Annotated in this window: 13 protein-coding genes; 12 read left to right on the forward strand and 1 reads right to left on the reverse strand. The window is 47.6% G+C overall.

The annotated features are described in order from the left end of the window. The first annotated feature begins 89 nt into the window (after positions 1 to 89). The 10 genes from ACCC96_RS00575 (at position 90) to ACCC96_RS00620 (ending at position 12,508) form a co-directional block, all read left to right on the forward strand. A complete protein-coding gene (locus ACCC96_RS00575; protein ID WP_413694697.1) occupies positions 90 to 1,463 on the forward strand; it encodes a phosphomannomutase in 1,374 nt (457 codons plus the stop codon). Between the two features lie 101 nt (positions 1,464 to 1,564). Next, entirely contained in the window at positions 1,565 to 2,659 is a 1,095-nt protein-coding gene (gene gmd / locus ACCC96_RS00580; protein ID WP_018929843.1) for a GDP-mannose 4,6-dehydratase, read from the forward strand. 10 nt (positions 2,660 to 2,669) lie between these two features. Then, the gene (locus ACCC96_RS00585; RefSeq protein ID WP_019650505.1) at positions 2,670 to 3,755 is read left to right on the forward strand and encodes a DegT/DnrJ/EryC1/StrS family aminotransferase; all 1,086 of its coding nucleotides are present in this window, start codon (positions 2,670 to 2,672) and stop codon (positions 3,753 to 3,755) included. Positions 3,756 to 3,856: 101 nt separating this feature from the next. Beyond that, the gene (locus ACCC96_RS00590; protein ID WP_026286697.1) at positions 3,857 to 4,639 is read left to right on the forward strand and encodes an ABC transporter permease; all 783 of its coding nucleotides are present in this window, start codon (positions 3,857 to 3,859) and stop codon (positions 4,637 to 4,639) included. Then, a complete protein-coding gene (locus tag ACCC96_RS00595; RefSeq protein ID WP_413694698.1) occupies positions 4,636 to 5,406 on the forward strand; it encodes an ABC transporter ATP-binding protein in 771 nt (256 codons plus the stop codon). Before ACCC96_RS00590 ends, ACCC96_RS00595 begins: the two co-directional genes overlap by 4 nt. Further along, complete coding sequence (locus ACCC96_RS00600) at positions 5,396 to 7,681, forward strand: glycosyltransferase (protein ID WP_413694699.1); 2,286 nt, start codon at positions 5,396 to 5,398, stop codon at positions 7,679 to 7,681. The genes ACCC96_RS00595 and ACCC96_RS00600 overlap by 11 nt, the downstream gene beginning before the upstream one ends. Further along, the gene (locus ACCC96_RS00605; protein ID WP_413694700.1) at positions 7,672 to 9,321 is read left to right on the forward strand and encodes a glycosyltransferase; all 1,650 of its coding nucleotides are present in this window, start codon (positions 7,672 to 7,674) and stop codon (positions 9,319 to 9,321) included. The genes ACCC96_RS00600 and ACCC96_RS00605 overlap by 10 nt, the downstream gene beginning before the upstream one ends. Next, on the forward strand, positions 9,321 to 9,950 hold the full coding sequence (locus tag ACCC96_RS00610; RefSeq protein ID WP_413694701.1) for an acetyltransferase: 630 nt from the start codon (positions 9,321 to 9,323) through the stop codon (positions 9,948 to 9,950). The genes ACCC96_RS00605 and ACCC96_RS00610 overlap by 1 nt, the downstream gene beginning before the upstream one ends. Before the next feature lie 38 nt (positions 9,951 to 9,988). Beyond that, positions 9,989 to 11,056 (forward strand): glycosyltransferase family 4 protein, encoded by a 1,068-nt coding sequence (locus ACCC96_RS00615; protein WP_050563968.1) that lies wholly within the window; start codon positions 9,989 to 9,991, stop codon positions 11,054 to 11,056. Positions 11,057 to 11,155: 99 nt separating this feature from the next. Then, positions 11,156 to 12,508: a hypothetical protein gene (locus ACCC96_RS00620; RefSeq protein ID WP_413694702.1), complete on the forward strand. Its 1,353-nt coding sequence runs from the start codon at positions 11,156 to 11,158 to the stop codon at positions 12,506 to 12,508. A 123-nt stretch (positions 12,509 to 12,631) separates the two neighbouring features. Here ACCC96_RS00620 and ACCC96_RS00625 read toward each other — a convergent pair whose 3' ends face one another. Continuing rightward, on the reverse strand, positions 12,632 to 14,641 hold the full coding sequence (locus ACCC96_RS00625; RefSeq protein ID WP_413694703.1) for an acyltransferase family protein: 2,010 nt from the start codon (positions 14,639 to 14,641) through the stop codon (positions 12,632 to 12,634). 320 nt (positions 14,642 to 14,961) lie between these two features. Here ACCC96_RS00625 and ACCC96_RS00630 point away from each other — a divergent pair, with 320 nt between their 5' ends. Then, positions 14,962 to 16,071 carry an acyltransferase family protein gene (locus tag ACCC96_RS00630; RefSeq protein WP_413694704.1) on the forward strand — a complete coding sequence of 370 codons (1,110 nt, stop codon included), beginning with the start codon at positions 14,962 to 14,964 and terminating at the stop codon, positions 16,069 to 16,071. A 191-nt stretch (positions 16,072 to 16,262) separates the two neighbouring features. Continuing rightward, entirely contained in the window at positions 16,263 to 17,384 is a 1,122-nt protein-coding gene (locus ACCC96_RS00635; RefSeq protein ID WP_413694705.1) for an acyltransferase family protein, read from the forward strand. The last annotated feature ends 75 nt before the right edge of the window (positions 17,385 to 17,459 follow it).

Consider the following 17,459-nt stretch of genomic DNA (forward strand, 5'->3'; position numbering starts at 1 on the left):
TCTGGGCTGGTCCTGATGCATTTCCATCCTGACGAGAAAGCAGAGCCGTTAATCGGCTTCGCTTCCACATACCTCAGCAAGAGAGCGGTATGAATACCCCGATCAAAACCCAGTGTTTCAAAGCCTATGACATTCGCGGCCAAGTGCCATCTGATCTCAATGAAGAGGTTGCTTACCGGATTGGCCGGGCCATGGTTGTCGAGCTACAGGGCAAAAACATTGTGCTGGGGCGGGACATGCGGCTCGAAAGCCCGATGCTGGCAGAGGCGATGACACGTGGTTTGCTCGAGGCAGGTGCCAACGTCATCGATATCGGCTTGTGTGGCACCGAAGAAGTCTACTTTGCCACTAGCTCGTTCAAGGCGGATGGTGGAATGATGATCACCGCAAGTCACAATCCCAAGGGTTACAACGGGATGAAGCTTGTGAAGTCCGAATCTCGGCCTATCAGTGGCGACACCGGGCTAAATGCCATACGCGACCGTGTGGAAAGTGGTGATTTGGGAGCCTTGGCTGCAAGCCCCGGCGAAGTTCGATTCGAACTGGATAAGACGACCTACATTGAGCACCTTCTCAGTTACGTCAACGTTGCGAATCTCAAACCGCTGAAAATACTTGCCGACCCGGGCAATGGCGCTGCCGGGCCAGTGTTGCGGCAGTTGGCCCAAAAGCTACCCTTCGAATGGGTGGTCATCAACGCCGAGCCCGATGGCAACTTTCCCAACGGTGTGCCCAATCCGCTTCTGCCAGAGAACCGCACGCTGACACGGCAAGCGTTGCTGGCAAACGGCTGCGACTTGGCAATTGCGTGGGATGGTGACTTTGATCGCTGCTTCTTCTTCGACCAGGATGGCCGCTTCGTCGAGGGCTATTACCTGGTTGGTCTGCTGGCGGAAATGCTGCTCAAGAAGAACCCAGGCTCCAAAATCATCCATGATCCCAGACTGACCTGGAGCACGATCGATCAGGTTCGATTGGCGGGCGGTGTTTCAGTACAATGCAAAACCGGGCATGCCTTTATCAAGGAGCGCATGCGTCTGGAGAATGCGATCTACGGCGGCGAGATGAGTGCTCACCATTATTTCCGGGATTTCGCCTACTGTGACAGCGGCATGATTCCCTGGTTATTGGTGACCGAATTAATGTCTGCGTCGGGAAAAAATCTGGCCCAGCTTGTTGATGAGCGCATTGCCGCCTATCCATGCAGTGGTGAAATCAATTATCGAGTGAACGATGTGTCAGCGGCGCTGGAAGAGGTCCTGGCACATTATTTACCTCACGGGCCTCACCTTGATCAAACCGATGGAGTCAGTCTGGAATTTTCTGACTGGCGATTTAATCTCCGAGGCTCAAATACAGAACCTCTGTTGAGATTGAATGTGGAAAGTAAAGGAGACCCAGCGCTGGTGGCGTTGAAAGTTAAAGAAATTGAGGGACTGCTGAACAGTAGAAATATGGAATGAAAAAACGGTTCTCACTTCCAGAGGGAAGGTGAGGGGCAGCGATAAGTTGGCTCTCCGATAGAGACTTACTGTTCGATTGATTAATTTAAATTGGTGAAAAAATGAGCGACAAGAAAGTAGCGTTGATTACGGGTATTACTGGTCAAGATGGTGCTTACCTTGCTGAGTTCTTGCTCAAGAAAGGTTATTCGGTACACGGTATCAAGCGCCGTGCCTCCTTGTTCAATACTCACCGTATTGACCATCTTTACCACGACCCGCATAAGAAAGGCTATGATCTGAAACTGCACTACGGCGACCTGACCGATTCGAGCAGCTTGATTCGCATCGTGCAGGAAGTACAACCAGATGAAGTTTACAATCTCGGGGCACAAAGCCACGTAGCCGTTTCCTTCGAATCACCAGAATATACAGCTGACACTGATGCCATGGGTACACTGCGCATCCTTGAAGCAATCCGGATCGCCGGTCTTGAGAAGAAAACCAAGTTCTATCAAGCATCCACCTCCGAGCTTTATGGTCTGGTGCAGGAAATTCCTCAGAAAGAAACCACGCCTTTCTATCCCCGCTCCCCATATGCCGTCGCCAAGATGTACGCCTATTGGATCACCGTGAACTACCGTGAGTCTTACGGCATGTATGCCTGCAACGGTATTCTCTTTAATCATGAATCTCCGATCCGCGGCGAAACCTTCGTAACCCGTAAGATCACGCGCGCCTTGGCACGTATCAAGGTCGGTCTGCAAGACTGCCTGTACCTAGGTAACATGGACGCCCTGCGTGACTGGGGTCATGCCCGTGATTACGTGGAAATGCAATGGCTTATGCTGCAACAAGAAACACCAGACGACTTTGTGATCGCTACCGGTGAACAGCATTCCGTTCGGGAGTTTGTTGAAGTTGCAGCGAAAGAAGCAGATATCAAGATTCGTTGGGAAGGCCAGGGTGTAGACGAGAAAGGTTACGACGTCGCAACCAACAAATGCATCGTTGCCGTCGACCCACGTTATTTCCGTCCTGCCGAAGTTGAGACGCTGTTGGGTGACCCAAGCAAAGCCAAAGCCAAACTGGGCTGGGTACCACGTACTACCTTCGCTGAGCTGGTAGAAGAAATGATGCGTGAAGATCTGAGTGAAGCCAAACGCGACAAGCTGGTCGCTGAACACGGCTTTAAATACTTCAAGGGTCAGGAATAAGGGGACTGGGATGATACCGGTATATCAGCCCTTTCTGGGCGGCCGCGAAAAGGAATATGTAAACCAGTGTCTTGATTCGACCTGGATTTCTTCTCGCGGAGAATTCATCTCCCGCTTTGAGAGCGAGTTTGCCCGATACATCGGTGCCGAACATGCGACCACGGTGAGCAATGGCACGGTAGCCCTGCACTTGGCAATGGCCGCTCTGGGGCTTGGGCCTGGCGATGAGGTGATTGTCCCAACGCTCACTTACGTGGCGTCGGTCAACACCATTATGCAAACCGGGGCCAGCGTCGTGTACGCTGAGTCCCTGGCTGATACCTGGAACGTCAGCGTTCCAGACATCCGAAGCCGCATAACGCCGAAAACCAAAGCCGTCATGGTGGTGCACTTGTACGGTCTGGCGTGTGACATGGATGAAGTCGTCGCGCTGTGTAAAGAGCATAATCTGCTGCTGATCGAAGACTGTGCAGAAGCTTTCGGCTCTCTGTACAAAGGTCAGCACGTAGGGACTTTTGGCGATGTCGCCACGTTCAGCTTTTTTGGCAACAAGACCATTACCACCGGTGAGGGTGGAATGGTGGTGTCCAAGAACAAGGACATCCACGAGAGAGCCTGTCATCTTAAAAGCCAGGGTGTGTCCAAGACCCGCGAGTATTGGCACGATGAGTTGGCATTCAACTATCGGATGACCAACATCTGCGCAGCCATTGGCCTTGCCCAGTTGGAGCGTGCAGACGAGATCATCGCTCTTAAGCGTCAGGTTGCAGACTGGTATCGCGAAGCGCTCGAAGGGCTTCCGCTGCAGATGCACGCAGAGCAGCCAGGTACTCGTCACTCCTACTGGATGTGCTCGATACTGTTGGATGATCAGAGTCAGCGTCAGGCATTGCGTGATCATTTGAAGAACAAGGGCATTGAGACACGTCCTCTGTTCGCTCCTGCTCACCATATGCCACATTGCAAGACGGATGAGTCCTTCCCGGTAGCGCAGGACCTCAGCTTGCGAGGGGTGAACCTTCCAAGTTATCCGACGCTGAGCCGTGAACAGGTGCAGCAAGTAGTAGATGAAATTCGGGCTTACTTTGCCAGCTGATGTTGCGTTGGGATTGAGGCTGGTAACAGTCTCAATTCTCATAAAATTCAAAGAGGACGAATAATGTCCAGGCTTTCGAATTTAATTATTCAGGGGAAGTAATGTTTTCGTATTTTTCTCGCGTGTGGGCTGCTCGATACTTTTGGGTGCATCTTGCTCTAGCTGATTTGCGTTCTCGCTGGCGCCGATCTTTTTTTGGCGTAACGTGGTCAATTATCCAGCCATTGGGTATGACGATACTCCTGACGCTGGTATTCAGCCGGCTGTTCAATACGGACGTATTAACCTACGCACCCTATGTTCTATCAGGAATCGTAGTTTGGGAGTTTATTTCCGCTAATACAATTGGCGGGTCATTGTCTTTCGTTCAGGCGGATGCCTACATTAAACAATGTAATCATCCCTTGGCCATTTATACCTTGCGAACAGTGCTCGGTAGTTCAATTGTGCTCATGCTGGCCAGCGTTTCGCTCTATCTCTGGGTGGCAATCATGATGCCTCAGAATTTCGGATGGAGCTGGTTGGCGACGCTAACGATATTCCCTGTCGTTGCCTTGATAGCGTGGCCTGTATCCACACTTCTATCCTACATCAGCACCCGTTTTCGCGACGTTCCCCATGCGCTTGGGCTTGTGATGCAATCATTATGGTTTGTGTCTCCGGTGTACTTTGAAGCGAAAATGTTTCAAAACGGCGGGCTGCATGCGCTGGTTGATTACAACCCGATTTATCACATTCTACAGTTGTTCAGGGCGCCGCTACTGCAAGGGGAGTGGCCAACACTTGCAAATTATACATTTAGTTTAGGTACTGCTTTGTTCTTTGGGCTAATTGCAATGTATGTTGGTTACAAAGCAGAGCGGAAGGTGATTTTTTACCTATGAGAATGAATAGAATCAATCAGATCAATGTAAAGAACGTCAACCTTCATTACGCGGCCGCGGCTTATAAGGAACGTTCATTAAAGTCCTTGCTGGCCAATATTTTCTCAAAGAAAGATACCAACAATCACGTCGCTGATATTCATGCGCTCAAGAACATAAATGTTCAAATTGTCAGCGGCGAACGCGTGGGGCTTCTTGGGCATAATGGCGCGGGCAAAAGCACATTCCTCAAGACGGTCGCCGGCTTGTATCCAATCTCCAGCGGTGAACTGGTGGTACAAGGCCAGGTTCGTTCGCTGTTTGATCTGAGCTTGGGCTTTGAACCGGATGCCACGGGACGTGAGAACATTCTCTACCGTGGTTTACTGCTTGGTTTGTCGCCAAAGTTCATGCGAGAGAAGATCGACGAGATTGTGGCGTTTGCCGATCTGGGCGAGTTTATTGATTACCCGATTAAAACGTACTCTGCCGGGATGCAGGTACGACTGGCTTTTGCTATCTCTACTACGGTTGGTGGCGACATTTTGTTGCTGGATGAAGTGATCGGTGCTGGCGATGCCAACTTTATGGCAAAGGCTAAAGTACGTATTACCAGTTTGATCGAAAAGGCCGAAATACTCGTTCTGGCTTCTCATGACTTTGGTGCCTTGCAATCCATCTGCACCCGGGGTTTGGTGTTCCATCATGGTGAGTTGTTGTTCGATGGTGAGATAACAGACGCTATAGCGGAATACAAAAAGATAAATGGACTTTCTGATGCAAACTAAGCCGTTTCGTGTCATGTGGTTGCTGAATCATGGTGCGGCTCGTCGTTTCGAGTTGCAGATGCTCAAAACCTTGGGAGTCACAGAGTTTTTTCTCCCTAAGTCATTTCCACAGGAAATCGGTTTTCGTTCGGCAAGCATAGACTATTCAGAGGATGCCAATCTGACTATTCCGGCCGAAGATCTGGCGGTGTTGAACGCGCAAAATTGGTTTGTCTCACCTTCGAAAGAGGCGTGGGAAATCGCTAATAAATATTTTGATGTGTGTTTTTTCATCTGTCATTCAAAAGGCTTTATGAATGAGGTTGCTCGATCATTCAGTGGTGCAGCAATCTGGCGTGCTTATGGTTTGGATAAAACATTAAGTTACTCCGAAGTCGTCAAGATCCTCACCTTGGGTACACAGTCAGTAAAGAAACTTGGGCGACGCCTTTGGTTAGGCATCGCCTACGAGCATCTTGCAGATTCTGAGTCCATGTATCTGCAAAAACGAAAGGCATTTTTACCGCTGGGTTTGAGTGATTGCCGGATCAATGATGTTTGGAATGGTAGTCAGAAACACATTTTTTTTGTATGTCCGGATATTGGTTTTAGTAGCTACTATAAAAAAGTATATGAGAAATTTGTCTCGGATATGCAAGGTTTTCCATACAAGATCGGTGGCTCTCAACCGATAGAAGTGGATGATCCGAATGTGTTGGGATTTGTCACCAACGAAGAGCACGAAAGTAATATGAGAGAGTCGCGAGTGATGTTTTATCATTCAAGCGAGCCTAACCATATTCATTATCATCCTTTCGAAGCTATTCGTGTCGGTATGCCATTGATCTTCATGAGTGGTGGCATCCTCGATCGCATGGGGGGAGCGACCCTTCCTGGCCGATGCGAGTCTGTCAAAGAAGCCAGAGAGAAAATCCGTCGCATCTTGAATGATGACTCAGCGTTCATTGAGCAAGTCCGCAGCAGCCAGGCAGTGTTGCTGGAGCCTATGCGTGCAGAGAACTGCGAAGCTGCTTGGATAAACGGTTTCAGAGAAATCCTGCAAGAGTTGGCAGTCAGCCGTTTAGAACAAAGCCAGCGGCCAATAAAACGTAAGAAAATTGCTGTTGTAGTCCCTGTCGAATATCGAGGGGGGAGCCTTCGTGGAGCCAAGTTATTGGCGGAAGCTTTGCATGAAGGGAGCAGGCAATGGGGAGAAGATGTCGACGTAGTGCTCTTGCATTTGAAGTCTGCTGACGACCAGTCGGAAGATCCTTCAGATAAGAATGAGAGGGTTCAGCAGCGCACATTTAAATGGAAAACCCTCGATGCGCAAACAGCACGTAGGGCTATGCGGTATGCCGGTCACGAAGGCTGGGAACCTGACAGCGTAAAATATATTGTCCCGGATGATGGTATCAAACAGCTTTTGGATTGTGATGCATGGATCGTTGTCTCTGATCGGGTGCAGGCTCCCTTGGTACCTCTGCGACCATGCATATTCATGGTTTATGATTATCTTCAACGATATGAAAAGGTACTTTCCAAAAACGGCGATCAAAACTTTATTAGTGCCGTGCGCAGGGCGCAGAAAGTTCTTGTTACGACTGAATTTACAAAGCAGGACGCCATTCAGTATGCCGGTGTGGAAGTAAATCGAATCGCCAAAGTGCCTATGCTCGCTCCCGATTTTTCAAAAGTTGAGCCAGGAATAGTATCGACACCTGATCATCCGTATTTCTTGTGGACAACAAATGCTGGTGCGCATAAAAATCATGAAAATGCGTTGAAAGCTCTTAAGTTTTACTATGAAACTCTGGGTGGGCAGTTTTTCTGTCATGTGACGGGTGTGAATACAGAGAATCTGCTAGAGCGTGGTTTGCCGCATCTTAAGTCCCTGTCTACACTCGTTGGTACAAGCGCTGCGTTAAAGGAAAAAGTTAAATGGCTCGGCGAACTTCCGGACTTTGAGTATCGCTGTGCTTTGGCAAATGCTACGTTTTTATGGCATGCCGGTAAAATTGATAACGGCACCTTCAGTGTTGTTGAAGCGGCTAGCTTAGGCGTGCCAGCTTTGAGTAGTAATTATCCAGCTATGCATGAGATGGATGTTCAATTTTCACTGCAGTTGTCGTGGATGAATGCTGCCGATTATAAAGAGATGGCACATAAGCTGAAAGAAATGGAATTGACTTACTTGTCCAAGAAGGCCCTGCTTCCATCGCCTGAGGTATTGGCAGAACAAGGCGTTGAGAAGTTGGCGGCACAATATTGGGGAGTCATACGAGAGTGTCTATAAAAAAATATGGTATCTACCTGGCCTACGCACCAGGTTTAGATCTTCGTCACGAAGGATTGGGTAGATACCTGGCTGCCTTCTTGAAAGGGGCAGGGGACCGAGAAGATATCCGTTTTGTACTTGTATGCCCCAGTTGGTCAAAAGAGGGGCTTGAAGATCTATTTCACAGCGAAGGTGTCTCTAAAGAGCGCTTCGAATTAGTCTCACCCTCGAAAAAGCCGATGGTGTTGCGCGTCTACGAAGCCTACATCGCTAGAAAGAAACGAAAGCGGAAGCCGGGAATATTTAAAAGAATTTCCAATGGTTTTGCCTCGATTAAAAGAGCTGCCATTGACCACGTTGAGCATCAATTGGTGACGACCGATTCTTACTCAGGGCTGATATTGCTGTTGATAGAGGGCGCTTTTCTTGCCAGCCTTCTGCTCCTGTTTAGTCCAATCATTGTGTTGGCGTTAATCGTTCTTTTTTTCATAAAATTCAAGTTTGTTTTTAAACGACTGATGCGACCGTTTCGGCGTTATGTATCACGTGCTCAAGGGGCTGTCGGGGAGCCGAAAGACGACGCTTTCATATTCCGGCTTTATAAGCGAATGGAGCGGATTGAGTCGGAGCGGATGCTTCGCTTGATTGATAACCTGGCTGATGTGAAAGCCTGGTACAGTCCTACTGCATTCTGGCCAGCCTTCAACAGAATAAATCGTCCACGCTTGATGTGTGTGCCGGATGTGGTGCTATCGGACTTCCCTGTCGGGTTCTCAAATGTGGGAGGCGAACGCTTTTTGCAGACCTATGAGGATGTCCGTAGATCGATCCAGACAGGGCAGCATTACGTTACCTATAGCAACGCGATCAAGTGGGAGACATTGGTCGATCAGTATTCGATACGCGCTTCTAATGTAGCGGTGATTCATCATGCGCCGAATATGCTAAACCAGTGGGTGACAACCCGTGGGTTTGCAGATCTGGAAGCCACCTCGCTTCATTACTCTCAAACACTTCTCGCTAGTGCGATGCGAAAATCCTCAAATAAGAACTACACTGTAGGTTTTGCAAATACTTCGTTCAAGTTTATATTTTATGCGAGTCAGTTTAGACCGAACAAAAACCTGTTGATGTTGTTGCGGACGTACGAGTTTCTTTTAAGAAAAAAATATGTCAGCCACAAACTGGTTCTGACCGGTGATCCCGAGCGGTATCCAGCTGTCAAAAAATTTATTGCCGAACACGGTTTGGAGAACGATGTTCTATGCTTGCACGGTTTGACGGTGCAGGAACTTGCGGCTTGTTACAAGTTAGCGGATCTGGCAGTAAACCCTAGCCTTAGCGAAGGTGGGTGCCCGTTCACATTCACCGAGGCTCTGTCGGTAGACACTCCTGTGGTTATGGCTCGAATCGCGGTTACCGAGGAGATACTTGATCAGCCAGAACTGCAAGATACGACATTTTTTGACCCGTTTGATTGGGAAGATATGGCTCATCGTATTGAATGGGCTCTTTCTCATCGAGAAGAGCTTCTTACACTACAGAAAAATATCTATCAGGGCCTGATTCAGCGTACCTGGACAGATGTGGTGAATGAGCATATCACCGTTCTTGAAGCTATTTCTGAAGGCGGCGGTAGCCCTTCGGAGGGCCAATAATGAGTCCAATCACAGGGATGCTGATTCTGGGGTTCGGTGGTCATGCCCGGAGTGTGGCTGACGTCGCGCTTGCATCGGGAATAACACAATTGTGTTTTATCGACGCTAAGGCTAAACAAGGCGAATCGTTTTGTTCGTTTCCAGTGAAAGCGTCAGTGGACTTTGAGCTGCCCGCAGATTGGTCAGTCATGCCGGCGGCAGGCGACAACAGAAAAAGAATAGAGCAATGTGAATGGGTCATTCAGCAAGGATGGCGGTTAGCGACACTCATCTCCTCTAGGGCCACGATAGGCGTCGGGGCCCAAATCGGTGAAGGTAGTTTTATTGCTCATCACGCACATGTTGGACCGATGGCATCGGTGGGACGCGGCTGTATTATAAACACCGGCGCGATCGTTGAGCATGACTGCACAGTGGGTGACTACAACCACATTTCCGTCGGTGCTGTAGTTGCGGGTCGCAGTCGTGTTGGTGATCGCTGCTTCCTGGGGGCTGGCTCAACGGTGATCGATGGACTGCTGATAACAGACGATGTCATGCTGGGCGCCGGTGCGTGCGCTCATCGTAATCTGGAGCAGGCCGGTACCTATGTTGGAGTTCCCGCGAAGTTTCTGGGGCGCAAACATTGAAAATCCTGCATTTTTTCAAGACTTACTACCCCGATACCATGGGTGGTGTAGAGCAGGTTATCTTTCAGCTCGCTGAGGGGGGGAGACAGCACGGTATCGAGTCTGAAGTCCTTTATCTTAGTCCACGTGGCGCGATGCGCAATGAACGGCTCGGACATCATATGACCCACCGGTCGTATGAGAATTTTCAAGTGGCCTCAACCGGGTTTTCAATCGGGGCGATCAAGGATTTCTTCGAGCTGGCAAAACAGGCAGATATTATCCACTACCACTTTCCGTGGCCATTTATGGATATGGTGCACTTTCTAACCAGAATCAAGAAGCCAACCGTTGTCACTTATCACTCGGATATCGTGAAACAGCAGTCGTTGCTTCGACTCTATAATCCGCTCCTGCACGCGTTTCTTCGAAATGTGGACGTAATCGTTGCTTCGTCACCTAACTATGTTGCAAGCAGCGAAACGCTGGGGAAGTATGTAGATAAGGTTAAGGTCATCCCCATTGGTATAGATCGCAATACATACCCTGAGGTTACTGATGCATCGAAGGCTCATTGGCGTGAGGCGTTGGGTGAGCGCTTCTTCCTTTTCGTAGGCGCGCTTCGTTATTACAAGGGCCTTGATTTTCTTCTGGAGGCGGCACAGCAGACAAAGCTGCCTGTCGTGATCATGGGTAAAGGTCCCATGGAAGCGGCACTGAAACAGAAGGCTAAAGATGCAAAGCTGGAGAATGTCTTTTTTGTCGGTGCCTTGCCTGACAGCGATAAGGCGGCATTGATGAGTCTGTGTTTCGCGTTGGTATTTCCCTCTCACCTCAGGTCCGAAGCTTTCGGGATTACCCTTCTCGAAGGAGCGATGTATGGAAAACCACTGATTTCCTGTGAAATCGGAACAGGTACGACGTACATCAATATCGAAGGTCAAACGGGCTGTGTAGCACTCCCGGGAGACAGTGTGTCTCTCGCAAGCGCTATGAAGAAGTTGTGGGATGACCCCTATGGGGCCGCCAAAATGGGAGAGAATGCTCTAAAACGTTATGAAGAGTATTTCAAGGCCGATGATATGGTTAAGTCCTACAGTGAAATATATCACTCGCTTTTGAAGTAATGAATATTGAAAGCCGAGATATAACTTAGAACGTTGCGTCTATATTGTGCACGGAAAATGACAAAAATAGCGCGTTAAAAACCAGACGTAGAGAATATTATGGATTTATTGGGGTTGCTTCAGCGCCGGCAGCGGGTCTTTTCTTGCTTTACCGTGTTCTTGCTGACTTTTTTAGTTCATCGGGTCATGGATATCTCCTTCTATCCTTTTGATTCGAGTTTGTACTGGGGGCTTAGTTCGCCTTCAGTTATAGTCAATTTTCCCGAAGTGGCTCGTGGATATTTTTATCCACTTGTACTGATGCCGGTTCACGCACTTGCTGATATGGTCGGTGATAACGGTAGAGTGGTTTTTCAGTTCGTATCTTCTGCTGTTTATGCTTGTTTGCTAACAGGCCCCATTGCTGATTTTTTCTTGAAGACCTTTGGCGGTAAACTGTCCTTCGCGCGACGGACAGCCTTTGCATTGCTCACATTCTTGCTGTTTCCTGGCTTATTCTTGTTTCCATTGTCTGATTTGCCCGCACTACTTATACTCATCATTAGTGTGATACTGGCGAGCCGCGCGAACTCAAAATATTGGTTGGGCTGGTTATTTCTATCCGGAGCCGCTGTCAGCGCAGCCTATAATGTTCGGACAATTTATTTGTTCGCAGCAATGGCGCTTTTTTTCGTTGTTTTATTCGTGTTTATGCGAGGTAAACCTTGGCGTTTGCGCGTCTTTGGAATGCTTGTTTTCTTATTCGGCGCAGTAATCGTTGCTACGCCCCAGATGTTGATTAACAAGCGTATACATGGGACTGCTACACCATTAGTGATTGCCATGGTGAAAGGAAAACCACTGATGGCCCAGCAGCTCTATTGGGGAGTCGTAGTCCAGCGTTATGAGACCTATGCAGGTAAAGACAGTCCAGCGCCGAGTCTTTATTATCGTGATCCTGCAGGTGTCGCCCTTCGGGATCTTGATGCGTCATCGTTCTCTGAGCCTAATATGCGCGGCTATCTTTCCATGGTTCTAAGACATCCGATGCAATTTTTAGGTATTTATGGCCGGCACCTTGTTAATGGTTTGGATGTGCGTGATGGCATTGTTTATGCCGAGAAGTCATCCACAAACAAAAGTGTTGTATCGTTTCTTTGCTTTTGTCTGTTGTTTTTCTGTGTGTTGATCTATTGGTTGCGTAAGGAAAAACGATGGATTGAGGCGGCTTACCTAGCCCCCATTCTTCTGCCGGTGTTGGCTATCTTGCCTGGAGCGGTAGAGACACGATTCTTTATGCCGGTTTACCTGGTGTTGTTTGGCGCGGTTATTACCCGGTTCGAATGGGGAGCATTCAAAGCCACAATCTGCCAGCATTGGCTGATCCTTTCGTTGGTCTTTCTGTTTCTCTCTTCGGTGTCTCTGGGGATCACAAGCGCAGCAATGGCTTGCATTTCATATGAGTTGCCCTGACTGCTGATACCCGGTTTTTGGGAAGTGTGAATGATTTTACTTATGGAGCCGATTAATCTTGTTATGTCGGCTCCAAAAGCATTTTTATTTATCAGCCTGGATTTGGCCGAAGTTACATTTTCTTTATGGATTCATCTTGAGATCTTTAAGAATAACCTCTGTCAGCGCGGTTTTAGCGACGTAGACCGATGCAATTGAGGTCAAGTGTGTTGCATCGAAGGTTACCAATCCGCTCTTGCGATCGTTTCCTAAATAGGTGATGCATCCGTCTTTATTGCAAAATAGATCAGTCATTGAAAAGTATTCAAAGCCACCTTGACCATTTCCGTACTTTGCTTTAAGGGATGCATCCACTTCGAATACGGAGCTGTCCACATCGTCAATGATACGCCTTGGAGTGTACAACCAATACTTCCTTGTAATGATCTGATAGAGGCTCGCCTGATACTTGGGAACCGGACCTGCGATAACAATGTGGGACACGCCATAACTTTTCAGTAGTTTTGTCATCGCGGTATAGTCGTTCACGGTGTCATGCCCTGTGATCTGCGCAATAATAACTACTTGGGGCGCTTCTCTCTTTATAACGTCGAGTGCTGTCTGGTTGGATACTCGGCAGTACTCGGCTTCAGTTTGGAACTTGTCCGGAAGATTGGGGAAACATCCTGAACTGGCTACCTGGAGAATCGAAACGCTGTCCGGTAGTGTATGCTGAAGACCATAGTTAAGTTGCTGAACATGTGAGTCGCCCCATAAGAGAATTTTTTTGTTCGCAGTAGGTGTGTAACAACTCGGGGCTATACTACTTGCGGGAATATTGGTGGCTTTTCCTTTAAAAAAACTCTTTGTATCATAAAAGTCGCAGTCCATCCGGAAGCGGGCAGCCGTCTCGTTGTTTGTGAAGTAATTCCAGTCAGGGGCTGTGTTTGCGAATGATTGCGCAAATTCTTCGCGGTCTTTTTGTCGGAATGGAAAGCCACCGTTGACAACGGTTAATGTGGCAATAGAAGCGAAAGTAATTGCGGTAACTATTAGTCCATTAAAAACTACTCTCGGGTTGGATTTTGCTCTGAACGGCTTTTCGACGAATCGATAGGTCGTCCATGCAAGTCCTACGCTTGCCAGAATAACGACTGTTCTTGTTTGTGGACTTGGTACTTCAGATTCGATAATTCTAGCGAAGGTAAGCAGCGGCCAATGCCACAGATATAGCGGGTAACTGATAAGGCCGATCCAAACAGCAATTCGGTTGTTAAAAATATACTTGTTGATCACGGCCTTAGGGCCTGAGGCGATGATTAGCACAGATCCCAACACTGGAGGGATTGCCCAATACCCTGGAAACTGAAGGCCTTTATTAATTAATACAACGGATGCTATCAATAGCCCAAGGCCGAAAATCGAGGTGAAATGAGGGATTATTAAAGATGAAGGGGCGGGCTTTCTTACTACAATGATGTAGGCTAGAACGCTGCCGCATAGCAGTTCCCAGAAACGGTATTGCGGTAAGAAAAACGCGGCAGAGGAATTAGTTGTAACTTCGACGATATTGCAGTACAGAGATGCCAGTAGCATCAGCGCAATAATTATCAGAGCGTTTAGGTTCCAGCGCCATATGAATAGCGAGATAATTGGAAAAGCTAGATAAAACTGTTCCTCTACGCCAAGCGACCACAAGTGCGTGAGCGGTTTTAGCTCAGAGCTGACGTCAAAATAGCCGGACTCTTGAAATAAAATAATGTTCTGGACGAAACCAAGTCCGGCGGCTATATGTTTATTTAGCTGTTGGAACTCAGTTGCCAGCAGTATTATCCAGCCAAACGCGAATGTCGTAGCTAATACTAGAAGCAACGCAGGAAATATTCGGCGTACTCGACGTCTGTAAAAGTCATAAAAACTGAACGTACCGCTTTCCAGATTCTTGAAAATAATGCTTGAGATAAGATAGCCGGAAATTACAAAAAAAACGTCGACTCCAACAAATCCACCTGTAAGAAGGGTAGGGAAGGCATGGAAAATGACTACGGCGAGGATCGCAAAAGCTCTTAAGCCATCGATATCGGGTCGGTAGACAGGATGATAACTCTGTGGGGGTGATGTACTCACTGAAGAGCTTTTATCGATGCGTAACATTCTGGAAATATAATCCCTTCGGTGTCCATGCTTCATAGTGTTGGTAGAAGACCTGAGCAAGCTCATTTTTCGGGGACTGCGACAAAGTACAGGCGTAACCGATCCCGATCAGGCAGGCATCTTAAGGGGATGATCAGCTATCGACAATTGATTTTTAGGCTGTCGAAATCGTCGCCGATGAACGAGGTGCCATTGCTGGTGGTTTCTTTCAAATCGGTGTGTACGAAACCTGACAGTGACAATCAAGGCTTGTAGAATGCCCGTTGTCGCAATGACTCCCTCGGTCATCGGTCTTCAATTCCTTTATGTGCGGTCAAAAAATGGCTAACAGAATCATCGATAGAATCGTTTTTCTCGATGTAATGCGAATATTTGCATTTATCAGTGTGCTTATTGCTCACAAGATGTATGACTCACTGGCTTTTGCTTCTACTAATGAGGCGTTGCATGTAACTGTCCGGTATTTCGCACAGGCAATCCTTCCGTTGTGCTATGGCGGTGGTGCTGGTGTCGTTGTTTTTTTTCTGACATCTGGATATATCATCACTCACGTGCTGCAATCGGAATCGACGCTTGAGTTCTTGCTAAAAAGATTTTTCAGGATCTATCCGCTTTTTATCGTAGCGGTATTAATGGAGGGTTTATTCGATCACTACCTTAGAGGCGTCGCATTTCCCCCTTTTTCAGTATGGGTGCCACGACTTCTTTTGATCGGCGATTTTTTTGGAACTCCTTTGGCTCTTGGCGGGGTCGAGTGGACTCTCAGGCTAGAGATTGCTTTCTATATAGTTATGGCCATCTTCAAGGCATTAGGCCTGTTCAGACGCCAGAACTATTTACCTATTGTTTTTATTGCTCTTGTTGCTGCGATTGTTTTACTACCGCCTTTTCCTAGTGCCGCAAATCTTCCCTTGGCCTACCAAACGATTTACTCAACGTTTCTGTTTATGGGCGCTTGTGTTTATCTTTGGGAAACCGGAAGCGCCAAAAAAAATCTATGCATCGGTGCGTTTTGTGTTTTGTTTGGCTGTTTCCTCTTTATGGTCGCCAAGTATCAACCTAACTGGAAAGAGTTTAATTATGGGCTCTATGCTGTCATGATTTTTCTATTAGGATGGAGCTTGCGACTGAGAATTGAAGATGGGCCCTTGATACGTGTGATTTCCAACATGACATTCGCGGTTTACTTATTTCATAATTGGCTTTGGGGTTATATATCCTCCTTGGTGGACTATTTAGGTCTGGTTTTTATTCCCGCAAAAGCCCAGATTTTGGTTGTATTGTTTTTAGTCTGTTTCGCTATGCATAAAAGTGTGGAGCGGTATGGGTTGCGTGCAGGAAAAATATTCTTGAGTAAGTACCGCGATTCTTCGTTGCGTACAGCCTTTTCAAAAACATCTGAGCCGTTGAACGAAAGCAGATTGAATTAACGCGTGGTCGGGGTTTTCGGAAGACTGATGAGCTATTAACTAAGGTGGTCGCTCAGTGCGCCGGTATACAAAACCGCTCTCCTAGTGAAACTGCGAGGCTACGGTAAGCAAGAGGAAGGAGTAGTGGGCAACACGATTACATTCTGTTGCCCAGACTTCTGATGAGATTTTTCAAAATTTGGGAGTGCATGATGCCGATTTCATCCGACCGTTCAGGTGCGATACCTGCCCTAACCGGACTTAGGTTTGCTGCAGCCTTAATGGTATTTTTTTCACACTATAATATTCCGGGTCTTAACGGATGGGCTTTACGGGTCCAAGGCTCAGGTTATAGCGGTGTGACGTTTTTCTTTGTACTTTCTGGTTTTATTATTGCTTATAACTATCTTGATAGATTTGAATCGGATCCTATAAAAAATACTTACCAATACATTGTGTCCAGGTTTGCCCGGATTTATCCTCTTTATGCGCTCTGCATAATTTATCCCTGGATGAACTCGGGACTAGAAACGCCTTTGCTCCCATATCTTGTCGGGGTGCAAGCCTGGAGTAGTGATGTTTATTTTTCGTTTGGGATCAACGGGCCGGCATGGAGTGTTAGTGTTGAAGTATTCCTCTATCTAACATTTCCATTGCTTATACCGGTGCTGAGTAAGTTAAATGTTATAAAGTCGCGCAACAGGTTATTGATTTTTGCACTGTTTTCTTTTGCTGCTCAACTTTGTCTTGCAGCCTATTTCTCCATGCCGGGGCGAGCGGAGCTGACGTCAATAAACCCTGACTCCGCGCACAGATGGTTATACCGCATGCCGGCTACCAGGATATTTGACTTCTGTTTAGGTATCGCCGCAGCCATCTATTACAAGCGTCATTTTGTAGCGACCAACAAAGTACAACGGACCTGGAGCAGGGCGGTTGCGGCGTCATTGTTATTGATACTGGTGCTTATGGGATGGAGCAAGAACTTTTTGTCCGCGTTTAGCTGGGATGCAGCTTATGCGGCGCTGTTCACTATCGTGATCCTGGGAGTTGCGATAGATCAAAAATCTAAAGTGTCGGCGGCGTTTTCTGGCAAAAGAATGATACTGTTGGGGGAGTCATCATTTGCGTTCTATCTAATACATGCCATCTTGCGCCCACTATATACTGCGCATCCTTCGGGATCGCTTATGTATCAAGTACTGCATTTGGCAATTTTTCTGCTGATTGTTACATGTATTTCTATTGGGTTGCATTTGTCTATTGAGAGACCGCTTCAGAAGTCGATCAAGCAATTGTTTAGCAAAAAGAAATCGACCGTAGCAGTAGCGTGACTACTGCGGAATAATTTATGGCGATGCGCGCGCATTGAAAGGAAGCTGTTCATGTTCACTAATGAGCGTGCAGCT

The organism is Pseudomonas sp. Pseusp11 (assembly GCF_047304405.1).
Lineage (GTDB): Bacteria > Pseudomonadota > Gammaproteobacteria > Pseudomonadales > Pseudomonadaceae > Aquipseudomonas.

Bases quoted from the DNA above. Each gene is read 5' to 3' on its own strand.
- ACCC96_RS00625 (WP_413694703.1), bottom strand. From the start codon at position 14,641: ATGTTACGCATCGATAAAAGCTCTTCAGTGAGTACATCACCCCCACAG.
- ACCC96_RS00590 (WP_026286697.1), top strand. From the start codon at position 3,857: ATGTTTTCGTATTTTTCTCGCGTGTGGGCTGCTCGATACTTTTGGGTG.
- ACCC96_RS00595 (WP_413694698.1), top strand. From the start codon at position 4,636: ATGAGAATGAATAGAATCAATCAGATCAATGTAAAGAACGTCAACCTT.
- ACCC96_RS00600 (WP_413694699.1), top strand. From the start codon at position 5,396: ATGCAAACTAAGCCGTTTCGTGTCATGTGGTTGCTGAATCATGGTGCG.
- ACCC96_RS00635 (WP_413694705.1), top strand. From the start codon at position 16,263: ATGCCGATTTCATCCGACCGTTCAGGTGCGATACCTGCCCTAACCGGA.
- ACCC96_RS00615 (WP_050563968.1), top strand. From the start codon at position 9,989: ATGGGTGGTGTAGAGCAGGTTATCTTTCAGCTCGCTGAGGGGGGGAGA.
- ACCC96_RS00630 (WP_413694704.1), top strand. From the start codon at position 14,962: ATGGCTAACAGAATCATCGATAGAATCGTTTTTCTCGATGTAATGCGA.
- ACCC96_RS00575 (WP_413694697.1), top strand. From the start codon at position 90: ATGAATACCCCGATCAAAACCCAGTGTTTCAAAGCCTATGACATTCGC.
- ACCC96_RS00610 (WP_413694701.1), top strand. From the start codon at position 9,321: ATGAGTCCAATCACAGGGATGCTGATTCTGGGGTTCGGTGGTCATGCC.
- gmd (WP_018929843.1), top strand. From the start codon at position 1,565: ATGAGCGACAAGAAAGTAGCGTTGATTACGGGTATTACTGGTCAAGAT.
- ACCC96_RS00585 (WP_019650505.1), top strand. From the start codon at position 2,670: ATGATACCGGTATATCAGCCCTTTCTGGGCGGCCGCGAAAAGGAATAT.
- ACCC96_RS00620 (WP_413694702.1), top strand. From the start codon at position 11,156: ATGGATTTATTGGGGTTGCTTCAGCGCCGGCAGCGGGTCTTTTCTTGC.